The sequence below is a fragment of the Kitasatospora sp. NPDC004615 genome, from assembly GCF_042873545.1.
GTDB lineage: Bacteria > Actinomycetota > Actinomycetes > Streptomycetales > Streptomycetaceae > Kitasatospora.
The window spans coordinates 113,793-134,660 of the sequence record NZ_JBIALQ010000004.1; the positions used below are offsets into that span (position 1 = coordinate 113,793).

18 protein-coding genes are annotated in these 20,868 nt (G+C 72.3%); 5 read left to right on the forward strand and 13 right to left on the reverse strand.

Annotation, left to right across the window (positions count from 1 at the left end; genetic code table 11):
- Positions 1–266 precede the first annotated feature (266 nt).
- A complete protein-coding gene (locus tag ACFYS8_RS15355) occupies positions 267–2,747 on the forward strand; it encodes an RICIN domain-containing protein (protein ID WP_387640953.1) in 2,481 nt (826 codons plus the stop codon).
- A 59-nt stretch (positions 2,748–2,806) separates the two neighbouring features.
- Here the strand turns inward: ACFYS8_RS15355 and bioD are convergent, their stop codons facing one another.
- The 6 genes from bioD to ACFYS8_RS15385 form a co-directional block, all read right to left on the reverse strand.
- A complete protein-coding gene (gene bioD / locus ACFYS8_RS15360; protein WP_387640956.1) occupies positions 2,807–3,541 on the reverse strand; it encodes a dethiobiotin synthase in 735 nt (244 codons plus the stop codon).
- A 22-nt stretch (positions 3,542–3,563) separates the two neighbouring features.
- Positions 3,564–4,814, reverse strand: coding sequence for an adenosylmethionine--8-amino-7-oxononanoate transaminase (locus tag ACFYS8_RS15365; protein WP_387642134.1), 1,251 nt, complete (start codon positions 4,812–4,814; stop codon positions 3,564–3,566).
- A gap of 59 nt (positions 4,815–4,873) precedes the next feature.
- Positions 4,874–6,097, reverse strand: coding sequence for a biotin synthase BioB (bioB, locus tag ACFYS8_RS15370; protein ID WP_387640958.1), 1,224 nt, complete (start codon positions 6,095–6,097; stop codon positions 4,874–4,876).
- Between the two features lie 156 nt (positions 6,098–6,253).
- Positions 6,254–6,859 carry a DUF4328 domain-containing protein gene (locus ACFYS8_RS15375; protein WP_387640961.1) on the reverse strand — a complete coding sequence of 202 codons (606 nt, stop codon included), beginning with the start codon at positions 6,857–6,859 and terminating at the stop codon, positions 6,254–6,256.
- Positions 6,860–6,960: 101 nt separating this feature from the next.
- On the reverse strand, positions 6,961–7,758 hold the full coding sequence (locus ACFYS8_RS15380) for a DUF1963 domain-containing protein (RefSeq protein WP_387640964.1): 798 nt from the start codon (positions 7,756–7,758) through the stop codon (positions 6,961–6,963).
- A 69-nt stretch (positions 7,759–7,827) separates the two neighbouring features.
- Complete coding sequence (locus ACFYS8_RS15385) at positions 7,828–8,649, reverse strand: SAM-dependent methyltransferase (RefSeq protein WP_387640967.1); 822 nt, start codon at positions 8,647–8,649, stop codon at positions 7,828–7,830.
- Between the two features lie 203 nt (positions 8,650–8,852).
- Here ACFYS8_RS15385 and ACFYS8_RS15390 point away from each other — a divergent pair, with 203 nt between their 5' ends.
- The 4 genes from ACFYS8_RS15390 (at position 8,853) to ACFYS8_RS15405 (ending at position 10,694) form a co-directional block, all read left to right on the forward strand.
- On the forward strand, positions 8,853–9,116 hold the full coding sequence (locus ACFYS8_RS15390; RefSeq protein ID WP_387640969.1) for a hypothetical protein: 264 nt from the start codon (positions 8,853–8,855) through the stop codon (positions 9,114–9,116).
- Positions 9,113–9,373: a hypothetical protein gene (locus tag ACFYS8_RS15395; RefSeq protein WP_387640970.1), complete on the forward strand. Its 261-nt coding sequence runs from the start codon at positions 9,113–9,115 to the stop codon at positions 9,371–9,373. The genes ACFYS8_RS15390 and ACFYS8_RS15395 overlap by 4 nt, the downstream gene beginning before the upstream one ends.
- A gap of 4 nt (positions 9,374–9,377) precedes the next feature.
- Positions 9,378–9,800 carry a hypothetical protein gene (locus tag ACFYS8_RS15400; RefSeq protein ID WP_387640972.1) on the forward strand — a complete coding sequence of 141 codons (423 nt, stop codon included), beginning with the start codon at positions 9,378–9,380 and terminating at the stop codon, positions 9,798–9,800.
- A gap of 156 nt (positions 9,801–9,956) precedes the next feature.
- Entirely contained in the window at positions 9,957–10,694 is a 738-nt protein-coding gene (locus tag ACFYS8_RS15405; RefSeq protein ID WP_387640975.1) for a hypothetical protein, read from the forward strand.
- Here the strand turns inward: ACFYS8_RS15405 and ACFYS8_RS15410 are convergent.
- The 7 genes from ACFYS8_RS15410 to ACFYS8_RS15440 all read right to left on the reverse strand — a co-directional run bounded on the left by ACFYS8_RS15410 (position 10,681) and on the right by ACFYS8_RS15440 (position 20,791).
- Positions 10,681–11,889: an MFS transporter gene (locus ACFYS8_RS15410; RefSeq protein WP_387640977.1), complete on the reverse strand. Its 1,209-nt coding sequence runs from the start codon at positions 11,887–11,889 to the stop codon at positions 10,681–10,683. The two genes, ACFYS8_RS15405 and ACFYS8_RS15410, sit on opposite strands and share 14 nt — an antisense overlap.
- A 208-nt stretch (positions 11,890–12,097) precedes the next feature.
- Positions 12,098–12,586 carry an RrF2 family transcriptional regulator gene (locus ACFYS8_RS15415; protein WP_387640980.1) on the reverse strand — a complete coding sequence of 163 codons (489 nt, stop codon included), beginning with the start codon at positions 12,584–12,586 and terminating at the stop codon, positions 12,098–12,100.
- Between the two features lie 62 nt (positions 12,587–12,648).
- Positions 12,649–16,503: a hypothetical protein gene (locus ACFYS8_RS15420; RefSeq protein ID WP_387640983.1), complete on the reverse strand. Its 3,855-nt coding sequence runs from the start codon at positions 16,501–16,503 to the stop codon at positions 12,649–12,651.
- A 144-nt stretch (positions 16,504–16,647) separates the two neighbouring features.
- Positions 16,648–18,282: an MFS transporter gene (locus tag ACFYS8_RS15425; protein WP_387640986.1), complete on the reverse strand. Its 1,635-nt coding sequence runs from the start codon at positions 18,280–18,282 to the stop codon at positions 16,648–16,650.
- Between the two features lie 121 nt (positions 18,283–18,403).
- Positions 18,404–18,748: a VOC family protein gene (locus ACFYS8_RS15430; protein WP_387640988.1), complete on the reverse strand. Its 345-nt coding sequence runs from the start codon at positions 18,746–18,748 to the stop codon at positions 18,404–18,406.
- A 1-nt stretch (position 18,749) separates the two neighbouring features.
- Positions 18,750–18,938, reverse strand: coding sequence for a CopG family transcriptional regulator (locus ACFYS8_RS15435; RefSeq protein ID WP_387640990.1), 189 nt, complete (start codon positions 18,936–18,938; stop codon positions 18,750–18,752).
- Positions 18,939–19,006: 68 nt separating this feature from the next.
- The gene (locus ACFYS8_RS15440; RefSeq protein ID WP_387642137.1) at positions 19,007–20,791 is read right to left on the reverse strand and encodes an acyl-CoA dehydrogenase; all 1,785 of its coding nucleotides are present in this window, start codon (positions 20,789–20,791) and stop codon (positions 19,007–19,009) included.
- Between the last annotated feature and the right edge of the window lie 77 nt (positions 20,792–20,868).

Consider the following 20,868-nt stretch of genomic DNA (forward strand, 5'->3'; position numbering starts at 1 on the left):
GGGTGAGCGGCGGCGCGGTGCTCCTCCCGTGGCAGCGTCCGGTTCTCGGCGGGATGACGACGTGTCGGGCCGGGGTCGCGGCAGTCGATCGGGGTTCGGGGTGGTGAACGTCTGTTGAGGTCTGATCGATTGACGGTCAGTCAAGCAGCTTCGAACAGGGGCGGGAAGCCTTTGCGTGCAGGATTCTGCGCGAAGTTGTTGACAAGTGCTCGATCGGAGCCCGGATACTGCATCTCATTGCAGAACGGGCCACCGAAGGAGTACCCGTGTTCTCACCCCCACGCAGGCCGGCCGCCGGCGCTCTGGCCGCCGTGCTGCTGGCCGTCGCAGCCGGTGTCGCGCCGACCGCTTCCGCGGCTTCCGCCACGCAGCCGGACGCCGCGACGTACAGCGTCACCGTCGGCGCGCCGGTGACGTACAGCCACCCGACCGACACCCCGGCGGTGCCGTACCTGGACAAGGACGGCACGTTCTGGTTCCAGCAGTCCGCGGCGCTGTACGGCGCGAGCGACCCGCGGTACTGGGACTTCTTCACGGGGACGGACTTCGACACCGCCACCCGTTCCGGTGCCGTCTCCAACGCCGTCAACCCGGCCAACGCGCAGGACAAGAACAACGACACCACCTGGCGCTGCAACAACAGCCCGACCGGGAAGACCGCCACCGCCGCCCCGAGCGGCAGCGGTTACGCGCAGAAGAACTACTGCGACCTGTCGGGCGTCTGGATCGACCCCGACACCGGTGACTGGTACGGGCTGGTGCACAACGAGTTCACGCCCCAACCCTTCGGTGACGGGCTGCACTTCGACGCCATCGACTACGCGGTCTCCACCGACCAGGGCAGGACCTGGACGATCCGCGACCACGTGATCACCTCGCCGTACAGCACCACCCGCGGCGACACCGCGCAGTTCCCGAACCAGACGTACTCGTACGGCGACGGCGACCAGCGCCTGCTGGTGGACGCCGCGTCCGGGTACTTCTACGTGTTCTACGGCTCCCGGGTGGTCGACAAGAGCGGTGGCTGGAAGGCGTTCTACGAGCACGTCGCGCGCGCCCCGATCGCGGGCAAGATGGCGCCGGGCTCCTGGCAGAAGTGGTACAACGGCGCCTGGAGCGAGGCCGGCGTCGGTGGCCGGGAGTCGAACATGGTGCCCGTCGGGGCGTCCAGCAGCACCGGGTACACGCCCGTCTCCGGCGAGTACGACCCGGCGAACGCCGGCACCTCCGCCCAGCAGATCGCGGCCGGTCAGATGCCCGCGACCTCGCCGCTGTTCGTCATGGACGTCACGTACAACGCCTACCTGGGGCTGTACATCGGCGAGCCGCAGGCCGTCGACCAGAGCGGCAACGCGCCGCAGCAGTTCTACGCCACCGACAACCTCGCCACGCAGAAGTGGTACCCGATCGGGGACACCGGCGGGTACCACACGGCGTCCTGGTACCGCTGGTTCCTGGACGGCGCCAACCGGACCAGCTCGGCGATCGTCGGCAAGTCGTTCCGTTCGTACTGCGCGTTCGGCTGCTCCGGCGGTGCGTCAGGGCAGTACGTGAACGTCAGCATCGACTCCACCGCGCCCGCCGCGGCGCCGGTCGACCTGACGAAGGCCTACCGGATCGCGACCAGCGGCGGCCGGGTGCTCGCCCAGGCGTCCGGCACCGCCACTTCGGTGGCCGCGCCCACCGGGTCCGCGCTGGAGTCGTGGACCTTCGCGGCCAACGGCGACGGCTCCTACCGGATCGCCAACTCCTCGACCGGGCAGCTGCTCGGCGTCAACTCCGGTGCGGTGGCGGGCCGGGCCTGGGGCGCGCAGCCGACTGTGACGGCCGCGCCCGTCGGCGGGCCGAGTGTCGGCCAGCAGTGGTGGGTGCTGCGCGGCACCGACGCGAACGGCGCCGCGGACGGCACGGTCAAGCTGGTGAACCGTTACAGCGGCCTGGCGCTCGGCCTCTCCGCCGCTACCGGCCGACTCGCCGAGACCGTCCCCGCCCGCTCCTGGACGGACACCAGCGGCAGCGCGGTGGGCGCGGGCCGCACCGCGAGCGAGCAGGCACTCACCCTCACGGTGGCCGGCAGCGCGCCCGAGACCGTCACCGTCACCAACCCCGGCAACCAGGCCACCAAGGTCAACACCGCCGTCTCGCTCCAGCTCGGCGGCAACGACTCGGCCGGCAAGGCGCTCAGCTGGACCGCCACCGGACTGCCCGCCGGACTGACCATCAGCCCGGCCGGACTGATCACCGGCACCCCGACCACCACCGGCTCCGCCACCGTCACGGTCACCGCCTCCTCCGGGACGGCCAACGGCTCGACCACCTTCACCTGGGCGGTGAACCCGGCGCTCACCGGCACCCATACCCTGACCGTCTCCGGAAAGGCCCTCGACAACCCCAACCACTCCACCACAGCCGGCACCCAGCTGATCACCTGGGCGCTCAACAGCGGGCAGAACCAGCGTTGGATCTTCACCCCGCAGGCCGACGGCAGCTACCAGATCAGCAACGCCGAATCGACCCTGTGCATGGACGTGAACGGCGGCTCCGGCCGCGCGGGCGCGGCGATCATCCAGTACACCTGCACCGGCGGCAGCAACCAGCGCTGGATCGTCAGCGCCGTCGGCAACGGCTACACCGTCGCCTCGCAGAAGAGCGGACTGCTGGTCACCACCGCCTCCACCGGTGACGGCGCCCTGGTCACCCAGCAGCCGGACACCGGCTCGGCGCTCCAGCGCTGGACGATCGGCTGACGGGTAGACGAAGAAACGGCGCGACGGGGGATCCCGTCGCGCCGTTCCTGTGTGCCCGCTCAGCCGGGGTGGTGCGCCGCCGCGAACGCCTCGGCGTCCCAGTGGCCGCCCAGCGACGGGGCGAGTGCGGACGCGGCCAACTCCCGGAAAGCGGCCGGGGACCGGTCGGCTGCCGCGCCTTCCGGGAGGGCGCCCAGCAGCGGGGCGCCGGCGGCGGACGGCAGGTCGGCCAGGTTGCAGCGGGCCGCGAGGTCCGGGTCGGCGGGCCAGCTGCCGACCACCACGCCGCGCAGCGCCAGGCCCCGGTGGCGCAGCGCCTCCGCGGTCAGCGCCGTCGCGTTGAGGGTGCCCAGGCCGGCCGCCGCGACCAGCAGGAACTCGGCCTGGACGCCCGCGAGTTCGCAGGCGGCGGCGAGGTCGGCGAGGGTCCGGCCCCGCTCGTCGTAGCGGACCAGCAGCCCGCCCGCGCCCTCCACCAGCACGCAGTCGAAACGGTCGGCCAGGTCGGCCACGGTCTTCGCCACCTCGTCCGGCGCGAGGGTCGGCAGACCGGACCGGCGGGCCGCCGTGTCGGGCGCCAACGGCTCGGGGTAGCGGGCCAGTTCGACGCCGTGCACCAGCGGCCCGGCCAGCCGGGCCACCTCGTCGACATCGCCCGGCTCGCCCGGCGCCAGCCCGGTCTGGCCGGGCTTGAGCACTGCCACCGGATCGGTGCGGAGCGCCGCGAGGGCCGCGGTGGTGACGGTCTTGCCGACCTCGGTGCCGGTGCCGGTGACGAACAGTACGGGCGACATGGTGCTTCCTCAGGAGGGTGGTTCAGTTGCTGTGCGCCGCGTGGGACGCGGCCGCCGCCGCGGCGACGGCTCGGCCGATCGCGGCCACGTCCGCGTCGTCGGTGACGAACGGCGGCATGGTGTAGATCAGGTCGCGGAACGGGCGCAGCCACACGCCCTGTTCGGCGGCGGCCGCGGTGGCCGCCGCCATGTCGACCGGTGCGTCGAGCTGCACCACGCCGATCGCGCCCAGCACCCGGACGTCCCGTACCCCGGGCTGTCCGGCGCACGGTGCGAGGGCGTCGCGCAGTGCGGTCTCGATGCGCTTGACCTCGGTGCGCCAGTCCTGGCGCAGCAGCAGGTCGATCGAGGCGTTGGCGGCGGCGGTGGCAAGCGGGTTGCCCATGAACGTCGGGCCGTGCGCCAGCACCGGGACCTCGCCGCGCGAGATGCCCTCCGCGACCCTGCTGGTGCACAGGGTGGCGGCCAGCGTCAGGTAGCCGCCGGTCAGCGCCTTGCCGAGGCACATCACGTCCGGGGAGACGCCCGCGTGGTCGGCGGCGAACAGTTCGCCGGTGCGGCCGAAGCCGGTGGCGATCTCGTCGAAGACCAGCAGGACGTCGTGCGCGTCGCACAACTCGCGCAGGGCCCTCAGGTAGGCGGGGGAGTGGAAGCGCATGCCGCCCGCGCCCTGCACCACCGGTTCGACGATCACGGCGGCCAGCTCGCCGGCGTGCCGTTCGATCAGGTCGGCCAGGTGCGCCAGGTACTCCGGGTCGGCCGGGGCGTCGTACCCGGCGGGCGGCTCGGCGGCGAACAGCTGCTGGGGCAGCACCCCGCCCCACAGGTGGTGCATCCCGCCCTCGGGGTCGCACACCGACATGGGGTGGAAGGTGTCGCCGTGGTAGCCGCCGCGCCAGGTCAGCACCCGCCGCTTCTCCGGCCGTCCGAGCGACTGCCAGTACTGGAGGCACATCTTCAGCGCGACCTCGACCGCCACCGAACCGGAGTCGGCGAGGAACACGTGCTGCAGCGGCTCGGGCGTCAACTCCACGAGCTTGACGGCGAGTTCGACCGCCGGGCGGTGGGTCAGCCCGCCGAACATGACGTGGCTCATCCGCTCCAGCTGGTCGCGGACGGCCGCGTCCAGCTCCGGGTGCCGGTAGCCGTGGATCGCCGCCCACCAGGACGACATCCCGTCGATCAGCTCCTCGTGCCCGCCCACCGGCTCGGCCAGCCGCAGGCGCACGCCCGCGGCCGACTCCACCACGAACGGCCGGACCGTCCCCGGCATCGGACCGTACGGGTGCCAGACGTGCGCCCGGTCCAGGTCGAGCAACTGCGCGTTGCCCGTCACGCGTTGGGCGCCAGTTCGGTGCCCGCGCCACGACGGCGCACCCGCACCAGGTCGGTGCGCGCCTCGTCCTCGGCGGCCTCGGTTTCCGTGGTGGCCGTCTCGGCCTCGTCGGCCTGGTGGCCGCCGCACGGGCCGCAGCCGCCGCCCGTCCCGCAGGTGGTCTGCTCCTCGTGGCTGCCGCAGGCCGAGGCACCGCCGCCGCAGCCGCCGGCCGACGCGCGGTGACGGGGCAGGGTGGTCTGCTCGGCGCCCTCCACCTCGAAACCGGCGTCCTTGATCATGTCGAGGTCGGCCTGTCCGGCCTGGCCCTCGCTGGTCAGGTAGTCGCCCAGGAAGATCGAGTTGGCGATGTGCAGGCCCAGCGGCTGCATCGACCGCAGGTGCACCTCGCGGCCGCCCGCGATCCGTACCTCGATGTCCGGGCAGACGAACCGGACCATCGCCAGGATCCGCAGGCAGCGCTGCGGCGTCAGGTTCCACTCCTCGGCGAGCGGGGTGCCCTCGAACGGGATCAGGAAGTTCACCGGCACCGAGTCCGGGTCCAGCTCGCGCAGCGCGTAGACCACGTCCACCAGGTCCTCGTCGCTCTCGCCCATGCCCGCGATCAGCCCCGAACAGGCCGACAGGCCCGCGCCGTGGGCCTTCGCCACGGTGTCCACCCGGTCCGCGTAGGTGTGGGTGGTGGTGATCTCGCCGTACGTGCTCTCGGAGGTGTTCAGGTTGTGGTTGTACGCGTCCGCGCCGGCCGCCTTCAGGCGCTCCGCCTGATTGTCTGACAGCAGCCCCAGGCAGGCGCACACCTCGACCTGCTCGTCCGCGTCCTTGATCGCCGCGATGGTGTCCGCGACCCGGTCGATGTCCCGGTCCGTCGGCCCGCGGCCGCTGGCCACCAGGCAGACGCGCTTCGCGCCGCCCGCGACACCCGCGGCCGCCGCCTCGGCGGCCTGCTCCGGCTTCAGCCAGGTGTACTTGAGGATTTCCGCCTTCGACCCCAGCCGCTGCGAACAGTACGAGCAGTCCTCCGGGCACAGCCCGCTCTTCAGGTTCACCAGGTAGTTGAGCTTCACCCGGCGCCCGAACCACTGCTGGCGCACCCGCCCGGCGGCCGCAACCACATCCAGCAGCTCGTCATCCGTGGTGGCCAGTACGGCCAGCGCCTCCTCGCGGGTGGGCAGTTCCCGGCGAAGGCCCTTGTCGGTCAGCGTGTCGAGGAGATCCATGGCCCGATCCTGCCCGGGCCGCCCCGCCGTCCGCCAGAGGGAACACACCAGAAGATCGCCCGGAGCGTGTGCGAGTAGTCACAACAGGCCTTGACCTGCCGCTTTACGCACGATCTGACGGTATTCCGATAGCCGGCGGACGCTGCGAGACATTCCTCACACGGTCACGGTGGTTTGCGCCCTGCCGCTCAGCTTCCCTTCCTGAGTGGACGTGATCTGTCGGATCACCAGAATCGCGAGCACCGCCGAAGCCAGGCCGGTCACCACGTCGAAGGCCGAGTAGCCGTTGTCGCCCGCGCCGAGCTGGTCGAGGACCGTGGCACCGACCGTCTGGGCGAGCCAGGCGGCCCACCAGGCGTTGATCAACCAGGTCTTGCCGGCGGGCTCGGTCGCGCGCCAGATGTCCAGCGCGATCCGGCGCGGAATCCACCACATCGCCAGGGGGACGAACCAGGCGCCGACGGCCCATCCGGCCGAGTACTTCTGAATATCCGGACCGAAGCGGTCGACGTTGAGCCGACAGCGCCGGAACCAGAGAACGAATGCGACGCAGCTGCCGACGACCAGCACGACCAGGAGCGGCACGAGCATCGGGAACACCGCCGACCGGGTGCCGCCGGCCGCGGCGACCGCCGCCTGCGAGGCGGCCTCAAGGCCGATCAGCACCTGCGCGGCCAGCGCCAATCGCCGGACGCCGGTGGCCGATCTGTCGTCGGGCAGGGACTGCGGGCCCGGCATGTGGTGAACGTTCTCGGAATGCACGGAGATCCCCCGCCGAAGTGGTGCCTGCGGTGTGGATCACTCGCAGTGATGGCGTGAAGAATAGGGGTCTCGTTCGAATTCTCAAAGCGAGTTGCCCCGGCTCAACAACTACGCACCGCGGCCTCGACCTTGCCGAAGTCCCCCACCGCGAAAGCCTTCGCCGGGATGGTGAAATACATCGTCCCCGCGTCACCCCAGCCCCAGCCGAGACCGGTGTCCTCGGCGAGTTGGAGCAGATGGACGGCGGGCCCGCCGGCGTCGCGGCCGGTCACCGCATAGGCGTAGGAGGCGTCCGGCCAGCCGAAGGCGCAGTGCTGTCCGGCGGTGTTCCCGTCGAGGTCGCCGAACGCGGCGAGGATGAGCGACGCCGCGCCCCAGTGCCTGTCGGAGTCGAACTCGACGTCGTGGTCCTCGACGTCCCAGGCGTCCGGGAGCATGGTCGACCCGACGGCGCGGACGGGGCGGGCCGGATAGTTCCTCGCCGGTTCGTGCGCGGTCCTTTCGACCGCTCGTGCGGGGTCCGCCGGAATCACCCGGTGGGCCTGCGGGCCGGAGGTGTCCAGTTGTCGGTAAGTCTCGTACGGCACATCCGGAGCGAGGGAGAAGAAGTTGAGCAGGCCCGGCCGGGTGGGCAGTTCACTGCCGAGCGGGGCGGCGAGGGCATCGGTGTCGAGGACGGCGAGCAGGGACAGCGGAACGCCGTCGAGCTCGGGCCACCGGGTTTCCGGTTCGAGGAGGGCCGGGCCGCCGAGCCGGCATCGGCCGGTGGCCGGGGCGCCACCGCTCGCAGGCTCCAACCGGAAGCCGCGGCGGGCCATCGCGGCGAACTGCGGGCCGGCTCGCTCTCCGAGCCGTTCGACGCAGACTCGGTGCATCTCGGCAGTGTCGTGGAATTCCATGCCGTCATCGTCTCAACTGCCGCCCACAGTCGGCTTTGCGCCGATGCGAACACAGCTCGGTCGAGGCTCCTACGGCTTGCGTGCGAGGGCGCAGGAGATCATCCGTTCCCACACCGTCGGTTCGTGCGGGGGCGTGCCGGTGTTGGGGGCCGGGGCGGATTCCGGGCGCCAGAGTGAGCAGTTGACGAGGCCGGGTTCGAGGAGTTCGAGGTCGCCGAACAGGGCGGTGATCTCTTCGTCGGTGCGCCAGCGGCCGCGGCCGAACGCGTCCTGCAGTTTCTGTTCCGCGATCCGGGTCTGTTCGTTGTCGCCGTCGCCGGTGCGGAAGTGCGAGATGTAGATCCGGCTGTCCGGCGGCACCCGGTCCGTCCACCAGTGCACCAGCTCGCCGGGCTGCTCGGCGTCGTTGAGGTGGTGCAGGACGGCGCTGAAGACGATGCCGACCGGCTGGTCGAAGTCGATCAGGCGGGCCACGTCGGGGTGTTGGTGGATGCTCTCCGGCTCGCGCACGTCCGCCCGGATCACCGCGGTGCGTTCGTCGGCGGCCAACAGGGCGCGGCCGTGGGCGAGTACGGTCGGGTCGTTGTCGACGTAGACGACGCGTGCGTCGGGGCGGTGCCGTTGGGCGACCTGGTGCACGTTGTCGGCGGTGGGCAGGCCGCTGCCCATGTCGATGAATTGACGGATGCCGTCGTGGGTCATCGCCGCCACGGCGCGGATCAGGGCGCGGCGGTTTTCGATCGGGACCGCCACCGAACCCGGCAGTTCCTCGAGGAAGAAGTCGCCGATTTCGCGGTCGACGGCGTAATTCTCCGTGCCGCCGAGCAGATAGTCGTAGATGCGAGCGATGCTCGGCCTGGACGGATCGATCCCCGCGGTGTCGTTGGGCATCGGGACCAACTCCTGTCGCTCGGACTGTCGGCGCCCCAACTGTAGGAGAGCACCCGCCCGCCCGGGACGGCGAATCGCCGGGTCCGCGCACCTGGTGGCGGCCGTGGCCACGGCGGGGCGGTGAACAGTTCGTTGGGGAAAGGTGGCAGACGGATCGGGCCTGCCCGGGTACGGTCGGAGGCATTGGGACGGGAGGGCAAGGCATGACGGCAATGGCGGAGTCCGGCACGCTGCGGGTGCCGCGGAGCATCAATGGCATCGGGCATGCGCTCACCTATGACGAACGGGCCCGGTTTTACGGCGAGTTGGGGCCGGTCGAGGATCCGCTCGACCGGGAGGCCGTGATCACGTCCTGGTGGCTGCGCGCCATGTCCGCGGCGTACGGCAGCGACCGGTCCGGCTTCCGGGCCGCCGTGGGCCCCGTACTTGCCGCCGCCCGGTCGCGACAGATCGGGGCCGTGGCGTGAAGGGTTGGCGGTTCTGGCTCCAGGACCAGCCCGCCCAGACGATGATCGAGATCTCCAAGGCGGACGACCTGCTGTTCGCCCTGGTCACCGCCGCCCTGGTGACACTCGACGGCCGGGCCGGCTCCGCCCTCGACGAGTGGGGCGACCTGCGCAGCGCGGTGCTCGCCCCGTCGGTCACCGCCGAACTGTTCGTCAACCCCGAGGAACGCACCATCGACGTCCTGCGCCTGGTGTGGGTGCCGGGGCTCGGTGAGTGACTCGATGGGTGCCGAGGTGGTGGTGGCCGGCGCCGATCGGCGAGCCGGCGCGTCGCCCGGCGCCGTCAGTGTGTTGATGAGGCAGTGGCGGCAGGAGGTGGAGGGGGTCGAAGAGGGGTACTCGTGGTGCGCGCCCGAGTTGATGAACGACCTCGGGTGCCGCACCACGCCGGCGGAGGAGTGGCCGCAGCTGGCCGCGGCGGTTCGCGAGGCCTGGGAGCCGGAGCTCCGCGGGCTGGACGAGCGATTCCGCGCCGCCACCATCCCCTGGCCCGGGCACGGCGACGGCGACGGTCAGTGGTGGATGTGGCGGATTCCGCGCCTGATCTATGCCGAACCGGGGGAGCGGTGCGACGAGCGGGGCTGGCCCGCGGGCTGGGACATGATGCCGTTCGCCAAGCCGGATGCGGTGCGAGTGATCTTCTGACAGTCGCCCAGTGTCCGGTCGGCGCGCGCAAGTTGGACATAACGTCATATCTGCCGATAAGTCGATTGGTGGCTCCGGGCCTGCAATGGCAAGGGTGCTTCCGGTACGCCCGACCCGAAGGTGGGATTGTGGGATGACCTGCTTAGAATCTGCGCCATGACCATCCAGGGGGACGCGCCAGCAAGCACCGACGAGGACCTGCCGGTGGCCGGACATCGGGCCGTCGGCGAGCGGAGACGACTGGCCGTCCTGTGGAGCGTCGTCGCGGTACTGGCCGCCGGCGGCGTCTGGGTGGTGTCCACCCCGCACCCCGGCGACATCCTGCCCGGGCTCGGGCCGACCAGCACCCTGCCCGCTGCCGCCGCTGCCACGCCCGGGCAGGTGCCCAAGCCGCTGACGGAGTCTCAGGCATTCGGCGCGGAACGGTACTTCCCCGCCCAGCGCACGTACGACTACGACGCGTTCAAGGCCCGCCGGACCGCCGCCCGCGACGGCGCCGACTGCCAGAACGTCCAGATCGACAAAACGCACAATCTGCTGGAGAAGCTCGACTGCCAGAGCTGGCTCGGCGTCGCGCTCACCCGCAACGACCAGCCCGTGATCAGCAGCCTCACCGTCCTGCGCTTCAACGACCCGGGCGCCGCCTCACGGGCCGTGCAGGCCGTGCGCGAGCACGCGGCGGAGTTCGAATTCACCTTCCCCGACGGGCTGGTGGCCCCCGCCGCAGGCGTCAAGCCGATGGCCGCGACGCGGGTGGAGCTGGTCGGCCACTACATCACCATCGCGGTCTCGCGGTATGCGGACCAGCGGCCCGGCGACGGCCCGGACGACGTCCTGACCGCCAGCGCCAGGACCGCCGCCGCCATAGCCGGCCAGCCGTTCATGTGGATGTAGCACCGGATCGTTCTTTTGTGGTCACCCCGAGTGCGGTCACCCCGAGTGCGGTCACCCCGAGGAACCCCGCCGCGCCGCACGCCAGCACCGCCGCCAGGGCGAAGACCGTTGCTGCGCCCGACGGCAGGGCCAAGCCGCCCAGCACGGTGCCCGCGCCGATGCCCAGGTAGATCGCCGACGAGTTCAACGACACCACCAGCGGAGCCTGTTCGGCGGCTGCCGCCAGCAAGCGGTGCTGCTGCGCCGGGGTCTGGCACCAACTGCTCGCGCCCCACAGGAACGCCAGCGCTCCGGCCGGGATGCCGCCGCCGCCCAGATGCCCAGCCGCGAGCGCGGCCAGCACCGCGAACGACACCGCCATCGCCGCGTAGCCCGCCGTCAGCACCCGCACCGGACCGACCCGGTCCGTCCAACGACCTGCCAGCAGGTTGCCCGCCACCGCGCCCGCGCCGTACAGCGCCAGCGTGACCGGTACGGCGATCCGCCCCGAGACGCCGACCGCAGCCAGCACCGGCACGCTGTACGAGTACGGCACGTAGCAGGCCGCCATGCCGAGCACCGTCAGCGGCAGCACCGAGAGCACTCCGGGGTGGTGCAGCGCGGCGAGCCGCCTCCGCAGCGAAACGGGCTCGGCACCCGGGAGATGAGGAAGCGTCAGGGCGACCGCGAGAGCGCCCAGCGCGGACAGGGCCGCGACCGCGCCCAGTGCCGCCCGCCACCCCAGGCCGGCGGCGGCCACCCGTCCGAGTGGCACGCCGAGCGCCGTGGCCACCGTCAGCCCGCCGATCACCACCGCGAGCGCCCGCCCCCGCGAGTCGGCTCGCGCCAGCGCCGCGGCCGTCGCGCCGGCGGTCGGGGTGAACGCGGCCGCCCCGAGAGCCGCGAGGACGCGGCCCGAGAGCAGAACGGCGTACGTGGGCGCCAGTGCGGACAGCGCGTTCGCGGCGGCGAGCAGCACCAACGCGCCGACCAGCAGGGCGCGGCGGGGTAACCGGGCCGTGGCGACGGCCAGGAGTGGCGAGGCCAGCGCGTACACGGCGGCGAACAGGCTGACGGACTGACCGGCGGTGGCGGTCGACAGGTGGAGTGTGCTGGCCATGGCGGGGAGGAAGCCGGCGGTGATGAAAGCGTCGGTGCCGACGGCGAAGGTGCCGAGGGCGAGTACGGCGGCGGGCCTGGGGGTGGTGCTGGGCATGGTGGGGCTCCTGGTGGGATTCGGGATACTTGGTGTCCGGAATTTGCTGATGGGTGCGAAGGTGCGAAGTCAGGGCGCGGGGAACCGCGCGGCAAGCGCAAGGCCCGCCCGTCCGCAAGGTCGCGATCAAGTGCAGGTCATTGTCCTGCGCCGCGATCTTTCCGGCGGGTGCGTTCCCCTTCGGGCAGTTTTTCGTGCCCCTGAATGCTTACGCGGCGGAGGCCAGGCGCGCGTAGTTGCGGCGGACGCGGGTCACGGATGCCGCCGGGGCGTCCCCCGCGAGGTCGGCGATGGTGCGGGCGGCGAGTTCGCGGCGCCAGGCGAGTTCGGCCCGGCGCATGGCGGCGGCGATGCCGCAGGGGCGGGCGAACTCGCGGGCATTGGCGCCCTCCGCGGAGGCGCCGCGTTGGCGGATCTCGGCGCAGGTGAACAGGGGGTCGGCGCCCTCGACGGCCGTCACCACGTCCATCATGGTGATCCGGCCCGGGTCGCGGGCCAGGCGGACGCCGCCGCGCGGGCCGGGGGTGGAGGTCAACAGGCCTGCGCGGGTGAGTCGTTGGAGCACCTTGTTGAGGTACGTCGGCGACAGTTCGAACATCGCGGCCAGCCGGGCAGACGGCACCGGGTCGGGTTCGTCCAGCCATACCAGGGTGAGGCAGCAGTGCAGGCCCCACTCGACGCCTTCGCTCGTCCGCATATTCGGGATACTAGCTGTCCGGAAAGCTCCCGTGCCAGCAGGTGGCCGCGCAACGGGGGCCGTCAGTAGGGCAGTTGGTCGGTATCGGCCAGGATCTGTTCGAACTGTGCCACCACCCGGTCGAATTCGGCGGGCTGCTCGGCGGCCAGCCCCCGGTAGAGGCCGAGTGCTTCGAGCGCGGCGTCCCGCGCCTGTGCGCGGTGGCCGAGGCTGAGCCGGACGACGGCGAGGATGCGCAGGGCGGCGGCCAGTGGCGAGAGGTGCAGGGCCGGGTCGGCGCGGTGGAGTTCGCGGCAGATGCGGACGGCTTCCAGAGCCGGGGAGAGCGCGTCCGGCGCCCGGCCGGCCAGGCCGGAATGGGTGGCCAGAACGATCAACGCGTGGGCCAGCAGCGGCCGATGGGTGTCCGGGTCGGTGGCGGCGAGGGTGCGGCGGAGGGCGGTCGACTCCTCGGCCAGGGCCAGGCCCTCGGCGAGCTGCTCCGGTTCGACCAGGCAGTCGGCGAGGCTGGTCAACGCGTCGGCCAGCAGCGGGAGATGGCTGCCCGGGGCGGTGTCGGCCAGCTTGCGGCTGTGCTTCAGCGCCTCGCGGGCAGGGGCGACGGCGATGGCGGGGCTCCCGGTGAGCCGGAGTTCCTCGCTGAGCAGGATCAGGGCGCCGACGAGCCGGGGCAGGTGGGTGCGCGGGGCGGACTCGGCCAGGACGGTACAGACCTCCACGGCGTCCGCGCAGTACAGCACCGCGTCGAAGTGCCGCCCCAGGGAGCCGAGCAGGCGGGCGATGCTGTCCAGCGACTCGGCCAGGTAGGGGAGGCCGGCGGTGTGTTCGAGCTTCCGGAGGAGAAGCACCACTTCGAAGCGGACGTCCATCTCCTCCTCCGTCCGGCCCAGCTGGTGGAGGTGGTTGGCGCGATGCTGAAGTGCCATGCCGAGCTTGACCGTGTGGGCGGACGGGGTGGCGGAGTCGAGTGAGTGGTAGAGCCCGATCGCCTCCTGAGCCACCGTCAACCCCTCTTCGGCGCTGTTCTGCCTGCCCAGGTGACGGGAGAGGCAGAGCAGCGCGGCGGCGAGTGCGGAGCGGTTGGCGTCGGAGGGGGCGGCGTTCAGCGTGCGGGCGGTGGCCACCAGTTCCCGGGCCAGGGCCAGCGCCTCGGACTGCCGGTCGAGAGCGCTCAGGTGGTCGGCGAGCGTGGTGAGGACGGTCAGGAGTCTGGGCAGGTAGGAGTCCGGGTTGCGGTCGGCGAGTCTGCGCAGCAGCTCGGCCGCCTCCTCGGCGGAGGTCAGCCCGTGCTCCGACCGGAAGAGCAGCCCGCAGATCTTGGATTCGTTCGCGAGCGCCATGGCGAGGTCCGGCAGGTGGGCGTCCGGGTCGAACTCGGCGAGCGTCCGGCACATGGTCACCGTCTGGCGGGCGACGGCCAGGCTCTCCGTCAAGTGGCCCAGGTCGCCCAGCCGGATGGTGAGGCCAGTCGAGGCACTCACCAGCTGCCCGAGCTCCACCTGCCCGCCGCTCTCGATGCACCGCAGGTGCAGCGCGACGGCTTCGTGAACGGCGGCCAGCCCGTCGCCGTGGTTCCCAAGGGTGCCAAGAACGGTGGACAGGTTGAGGAGGGCGCCGGCCAGCCCCGACAGGTCCGTCTCGGCGCGGGAGCGGTGGAGTTCGATGCTCTCCAGCGCGAGTTCCAGCCCCTCCTGGGGACGACCGACTTCGGTGAGCCGCAGGGAGAGGTTCCCGAGCATCGTGGCCAGGCCGACGGTGTGGCGCTCCGGGTCGGCCGCGAAGAACGTCCGGTACAGCCCGATCGCCTCCTGGAGCGGCGCCAAGCTCTCCTCACCGCGGCCGAGTTGGTCCAGCCGGATGGAGAGTTCGTGCAGCGCGAGGGCGAGCGGCAACCCGTACCGGCCCGGGTCGGCGGCGGCCGGCCCCCGCAGGCGGCCGGCTAGGGCCCGGGCGAGCCGCACCGCTTGCTGGACCAGGACCTGACTGCTGTTCGGGAGAAGCAGGTTGAGCTCCTCCAGTGCGTCCAGCGGCGTTCCGGGGTCGGCGGTGACCGCGTCCAGCGCCGACAGCAGCGGCCCCGGACGGGGGCTGCGGGTCGCCAGCGGGACGAAGTACGGTGCCAGCGTGGTGTGGTGACGCACGCATATGGCGGTCAGGTGCTGATCGAGCCGGCCCGCGAGTGCGGGATGCGCGGCGGCGCGGGTGTACACCGTCAGGAGCTGCGCGGTGCCGTCGGCGTCGAGGGCGGGCAGCAGCTGCTCGGGCAGGGTCGGGTCGGATTCGAGGACGCGGGCGATGTGGCGTTCGGCGAGCCGGTCGGGCGGCAGCGGGCCGAACGGCTGGGGTGCGGGGGCGAGGTAGAGCGCGCCGAGCCAGGCCGTCACCGTGTCGCGGCGGTCGCGGGGTTGGTCGGCCAGCGCCGGGAGTTGGCGCCACAGCCGGTCGGCCTGCTCGCGGTCGGCGGCGCCGGCCAGGTTCGCGGCGGCGACCACCGTGTCGAGTGCGCGCAGCGACAGTGCGGGGGAGAGGCCGAGCGCGGCCGCCGTCCGTTGCCAGTAGCGGCGTTCGTGGCCCAGCAGCCGGTCCTCGACCACGGCGGCCCCCGGCCGACCGGCGAAGTCGGCCGAGCCGGTGGTGTCGAGCAGGTCGGCGAGCGCGGCCATGTGGAGGGTCAGCGCATTGTCGTACCCGGCCCGGCCGAGTTCGGCGGGCACCGGCAGCGCAGCCGCGACGCCCGTCCAGTCCGGCCCCGACTGGCCGTCCACGAACGGCAGCGCGGCGGCCAGCGCGTCCAGCGCCGCCCGGTACGCGGCCGGGCGGGCGGCCGGCTCGTCCAGCAGCGGGTCCAGCCGCCGGGTCGGGGCGAACTCCAGGTGGTCCTGGGCCAGGTCGTCGGCGGTGACGGCCTGCTGCCACCAGTCGCCGTCGGTGCGGGCCAGCAGCAGGAGCTTGAACGCCGTCGGACCGCGGTGCGCGGCCGCCGCCTTGACGAGGGCCGCCAACTGCTCGGTGCGGTGCTCGGCGTAGTCCAGGACGATCAGCAGCGGACGCGCCGCCCGCCGACAGTCCGCCAACTCCTCGGCCCCGGCGTCCGGACGCGGCCACAGCGCCGCCCACTGCCGCTCCGACAGCCGGGCCGCCAACTCGTGCGCCAGCCGGGTCTTGCCCTGACCGCCCGGGCCGTGCAGCAACCAGGCGCCGAAGCCGCCGCGTTCGCACCACTCGACCAGTTCGCCCAGCAGCTCCGTCCGCCCGTGGAACGGCACCACCTGCCGGGCCGCCCGCAGCAGCGCCGCAGGGGAGCGGACCGGACCCGCCGCCCGCTCCGGGGCGACCGCCGGATCGGCCAGGTGCTGCAACTCGACCGGCTCCAGCGCCGCCGCCGGAACCCCGTGCGTCGCCAACACCGCGCGGAACGACGGATCGTGGTGCAGAACATAGGCGGGCACCAGGTTCAGCTGCGCGCCGCCCGAGTGCGCCCGTTCGGAGGCGACCACCCCCACCAGCAGGTCCTCGCAGTGCACCGCCGCCCCCGACAGGCCGCCCCACGGGGAGCCGGTGGACCACTGCGGCGGGTGCTGCCGCAGGTCCAGCACGTGCCGGTTGTCGACGTAGCCGGTGCCCGGGTTCAACTCCCCGACCAACTGCACCGCTTCGGCCGGACGCCCCGGGCGCTGGCCGACGTCCGGCAGTCCCCAGGTCTCGCAGGCCGTCCCCGGACGGTCCGTCACCAACCGCCCCCACCGCACCGGCCCGGGCGGCTCCGCCCACAGCGACTCGTCGAGCAGCAGCAGCGCCGCATCGTCCCGCCCGCCCGGCGTCCCGCACCACAGCACCTCGGCGCCGACCGGCCCCGCACCCGCCGGCTGGAACACCTCCAACGGCCCGTCCCCGCCCACCACATGAGCGGACGTCAACACCAGCCGCCCACCGACCGCCCACCCCGAACCCGGACCGCCCGGCCCACCAACCCCCACCAGCCGTGACCGCTCCACGACGCCCCCTGTTCACGCTGCGAATCGCCATCACCCTAGACGAGCAGCGAACGGTGCCACGAACCGTCACCGGCGGTCCGGCCCGGGCTGCTTCGGGGTCGGCCGCGGCTCGGGTCGCGCGGCCGCGGCCACCACGGTGGTGGCGGACCGGTGTCGGCGGACGAGGAGGCAGGCCACGGCGCCCAGCGCGACGACCGTGACGGGGAGGGCCAGGGTCGGCCCCATGGCGTGGACGATCCCGTGGTCGAACGCGGCCGTCGCGGCCCGGTCGACCTGCCGGGCGAGGTCCGCCGGGGTGCCCGGGGGCAAGGCGGGTGTGATGCCGAGGCCGGTCTCCTGGCCGGCGCCGGCGGCGTTGCGGAAGGCGGCGAGGAACGGTTCGCGGACCTCGGCCGGGAGGTCGGGCGCGCGCCGGACCGCCTCGTCGTGCAAGGCGACGGCCAGGCGGTTCTGCAGGACGGCCCCGACGGCCGCGCTGCCGAGGACGGTGCCGATCTGGCGGATCGTGTTCAGCACGCCGGACGCCGCCCCGGCCATCGACGGCTGCACGCGGTACATGGCGACGGTGACCATCGGACCGAACACGCAGCCGATCCCGACTCCCGTCGTGACCAGCGCGGGCTGGAACTCCCACCAGGCGCGGCCGACATCGGTGGCTGCGGCGAGCCAGGCCATTCCGGCCGCGAACAGCGTCAGCCCGGCCATCAGGACGTACGTGCCGCCGACCCGGTCCGCCAGCCGTCCCGCGACCGGCGACAGCACTGCCGACACCAGCATGGCCGGCGCCATCACCAGCCCGGCGGCGAGGGCGTTGAAGCCCAGCACCGACTGGAGGTAGATCATCACCGGGAGGAACAGGCCGAGCATGCCGACCTGGACGGTCGCGGCGACGAAGCTCATCACCGCGAAGTCGCGGTCCCGGAAGAGCGCGAACGGGAGCAGCGGTTCGTCGTTCTGCCGGGCGCGCTGGTGGAGCAGGAACAGCACCAGCAGCACGGCCGCCGCGCCCAACAGCGACCGGATTCCGGCGTTCCAGGCGTACCGCTGGCCCTCGGTGAGTGCGAAGGTCAGGCACACCAGCGTCGCTGCGGCGAGGACCACCCCCACCACGTCGACTCGTCGGCGGCTGCCGGGCCGGAGGTCGGGCACCAGCGCCACGGCCATCGCCAGCACCAGCGCCCCGATCGGGACGTTGACCAGGAAGATCCACCGCCAGCCGGCCGCGCTGACCAGCAACCCGCCGAGGGTCGGCCCGGCGATGGTGGCCACGCCCGCGACGCCGCCCCACACGCCCAGCGCGGTGCCCCGGCGTTCGGCGGGGAAGGTGCCGATGATGATGGTCATGGTCTGCGGCATCAGCGCCGCCGCGCCGAGGCCCTGCAGGGCCCGGGTGGCGATCAGTTGGCCCGGGTCCTGGGCCAGCGCGCACAGTACGGACGCCGCGGTGAACAGGGCGACACCGCCGACGAACATCGCGCGCGGCCCGCGTACGTCGCCGAGCCGGCCGAACGTGATCAGCAGTGCGGCGAGCACCAGGATGTAGACGTTGATGACCCACAGCATCTCGTCCAGCGAGGCGTGCAGGTCGCCGATCATGCTGGGGATGGCCACGTTGACGGCCGTCAGGTCCAGCAGGGTCATGAAGAACCCCAGGCTGAGCGTGACCAGCACCGCCCAGGGATTGCCGCGCCAACGACTCATTTCGCTTTCCCTCCTAGCGTGTCCCCCACGGAAAGCGCCCCCTCGTTCCGGCTTGGAGCGTTCCGGCTTGGAGCGTTCCGACTTGGAGCGTTCCGGCTCGGAGGAGGGGGCGGGCGGTGCGTCAGTTCTTGGCGGGGGCCTGGAGGCTCCACACCCGGCCGTCAGGGTCCCGGACGGTCATCTCACGGGTGCCGTAGTGGGTGTCCTGGAACGGGGTGACGACCTCGACGACCGGGTCGGGCCGGAACCCGTCCGGGTCGGGCACCTTCAGTGCGAGCTGCACGCCGGGCTGCCGGTCCTCGGGGATCTCGACCACGACCAGGTAGGGGCCGTCGCCGTTGCGGAACACGCCGGAGCCGTCGCCGCTGGTGGGCTCCAGTCGGTAGCCCAGTTCCTGGAAGAACTTGGCGCTCCTGCCCCAGTTGTGGGTCTCCACGAAGACGGCCTCGAAGCCTTCGGTTGCCATGTCAGGACTCCTTTTCGGAAGAGGGCTGCTGCTTGCCGGCCTGCTTGCCGGCGTCTTCGAGGTAGGCGCGCAAGGCCGCCGCGACCAGAGCGGACAGTGACATGCCCGTTTCGATCGCGTGGATCTTGACCTGCCTGATCAGCCCCAGCGGGAGGTACACGTTGAACTGCTTGACGTCCGCATCGCTCACGAGCCCATGCTAGCTCGCTAGATTGCTAGCATGCTAGCCCGCATTTCCGGAGGCCGCCGGGAGATCACTCAGAACCACTCCGGCGGCGTGTCGGCGGCCGTCCGGTCCAGCGCGTCCAGCAGGTCGAACTGCGGGCCGGTGCGGGGGAGTTCGACGCGGAGGAAGTAGCGGGCGGCCTGCCGCTTGCCGTGGTGGAAGGGGGTGTCGGCGGTGCCCAGGGCGAGGTACTGCTCCAGCCAGATCCAGGCCAGCACCACGTGCCCGACCGCCTCCAGGTACACCGAGGCGTTCGGCAGCGCGACGTCCGGGTCTCCCGCCGACCACAACGCGCCGGTGGTGTGCCGGATCCGTGCGGCGGCGGCGTCCAGCGCGGACGCGAACTCGGCTGCTTCGCCGCCGAGTTCAGCAGCCCGTGCCGTGGTGGCGGCGAACGCGCCGAGCAGCGCGGCCAGGCCCGCGCCGCCGTCCAGGACGACCTTTCGGCTCAGCAGGTCGAGGGCCTGGATGCCGTGCGTGCCCTCGTGGATCGCGTTCAGGCGGTTGTCCCGGTAGAACTGCTCCACGGGGTGGTCCCGGGTGTAGCCGTACCCGCCGTGCACCTGGATCGCCAGGTCGTTCGCCGCCAGGCACCACTGCGCGGGCCAGCTCTTCGCCACCGGCGTCAGCACCTCCAGCAGGCGCCCCGCCGCCGCCCGCGCGGCCGGGTCCGGCGCCGTGCGCTGCTCGTCGATCAACCGGCTGCAGTACAGGCTGAGTGCCAACGCCCCTTCTACGTAAGCCTTCTGGGTGAGCAGCAGGCGCCGGACGTCCGGATGCCCGATGATCGGAAGCTGCGGTGCGGACGGGTCGCGGGCCGTCAGCGGGCGGCCCTGCGGGCGGGTGCGGGCGTACTCGAGTGCGTGCAGGTAGCCGGTGCAGCCGAGGGCCGCCGCGCCGAGTCCGACGCCCGTCCGCGCCTCGTTCATCATGTGGAACATGCACGCCAGCCCGCGGTGCAGCTCACCCACCAACTCGCCCACTGCGCCCGGCGCTTGGCCCGGAAGGTGGCGGCCCTCGCCGAAGTTCAGCACCGTGTTGACGGTGCCCCGGTACCCCATCTTGTGGTTCAGTCCCGCGAGCACCACGTCGTTCCGCTCGCCGAGCGAACCGTCCGCCTCCACCAGGTACTTGGGCACCGCGAACAGCGACAGGCCCTTCACGCCCGCCGGCGCGCCCGGGGTCCGGGCCAGCACCAGGTGCACGATGTTCTCGCTCAACTCGTGGTCGCCGCCGGAGATCCACATCTTGGTGCCGAACAGCCGGTAGCTGCCGTCCGGTTGGGGCTCGGCCCTGGTCCGGACATCCGCCAGCGAGGAGCCCGCCTGCGGCTCCGAGAGGCACATCGTCCCGAAGAACCGCCCCGCCGCGAGCGGCCGCACCAGCCGCTCGCGCTGCTCCGAAGTCCCGTACACCGCCAGCAGATTGGCGTTCGCGACGGTGAGGAACGGGTACGCCGCCGTCCCCACGTTCGCCGCCTGGAACCACGCCATGCAGGCGTTCGTCACCAGCGTCGGCAACTGCTGACCGCCCAGGTCGTGGTCCATCGCCGCCGACATCAACCCCGAGGCGACGAACGCCTCCAGCGCCGGCTTCACCTCCGGATGCAGCACCACCCGCTCCCCGTCGAACCGGGGCTCCTCCAGATCGTTGCGGCGGTTGTGCGGGGCGAAGTGCCGCACGGCGAGATCCTCCGCGAGGTCCAGCACCGCCTCGAACGTCTCCCGGTCGTGCTCGGCGAACCGCTCCCGCCCGGTCAACGCCTCCGCACCCAGCCACTCGAACAGCAGGAAGTCCAGATCCCGACGCGACAGCACCAACCCGGCCACGGCACACCCCAATTCGGCGACGCAGGACGCCCTGAGGAGACGTCCAGTGGCCGCAGATCATAGGC

Excerpts from the sequence above, each read along its gene's own strand:
- bioD (WP_387640956.1), bottom strand. The coding sequence starts at position 3,541 with ATGTCGCCCGTACTGTTCGTCACCGGCACCGGCACCGAGGTCGGCAAG.
- ACFYS8_RS15365 (WP_387642134.1), bottom strand. The coding sequence starts at position 4,814 with ATGCCGGGGACGGTCCGGCCGTTCGTGGTGGAGTCGGCCGCGGGCGTG.
- bioB (WP_387640958.1), bottom strand. The coding sequence starts at position 6,097 with ATGGATCTCCTCGACACGCTGACCGACAAGGGCCTTCGCCGGGAACTG.
- ACFYS8_RS15380 (WP_387640964.1), bottom strand. The coding sequence starts at position 7,758 with ATGGAATTCCACGACACTGCCGAGATGCACCGAGTCTGCGTCGAACGG.
- ACFYS8_RS15385 (WP_387640967.1), bottom strand. The coding sequence starts at position 8,649 with ATGCCCAACGACACCGCGGGGATCGATCCGTCCAGGCCGAGCATCGCT.
- ACFYS8_RS15390 (WP_387640969.1), top strand. The coding sequence starts at position 8,853 with ATGACGGCAATGGCGGAGTCCGGCACGCTGCGGGTGCCGCGGAGCATC.
- ACFYS8_RS15400 (WP_387640972.1), top strand. The coding sequence starts at position 9,378 with ATGGGTGCCGAGGTGGTGGTGGCCGGCGCCGATCGGCGAGCCGGCGCG.
- ACFYS8_RS15405 (WP_387640975.1), top strand. The coding sequence starts at position 9,957 with ATGACCATCCAGGGGGACGCGCCAGCAAGCACCGACGAGGACCTGCCG.
- ACFYS8_RS15410 (WP_387640977.1), bottom strand. The coding sequence starts at position 11,889 with ATGCCCAGCACCACCCCCAGGCCCGCCGCCGTACTCGCCCTCGGCACC.
- ACFYS8_RS15415 (WP_387640980.1), bottom strand. The coding sequence starts at position 12,586 with ATGCGGACGAGCGAAGGCGTCGAGTGGGGCCTGCACTGCTGCCTCACC.
- ACFYS8_RS15425 (WP_387640986.1), bottom strand. The coding sequence starts at position 18,282 with ATGAGTCGTTGGCGCGGCAATCCCTGGGCGGTGCTGGTCACGCTCAGC.
- ACFYS8_RS15430 (WP_387640988.1), bottom strand. The coding sequence starts at position 18,748 with ATGGCAACCGAAGGCTTCGAGGCCGTCTTCGTGGAGACCCACAACTGG.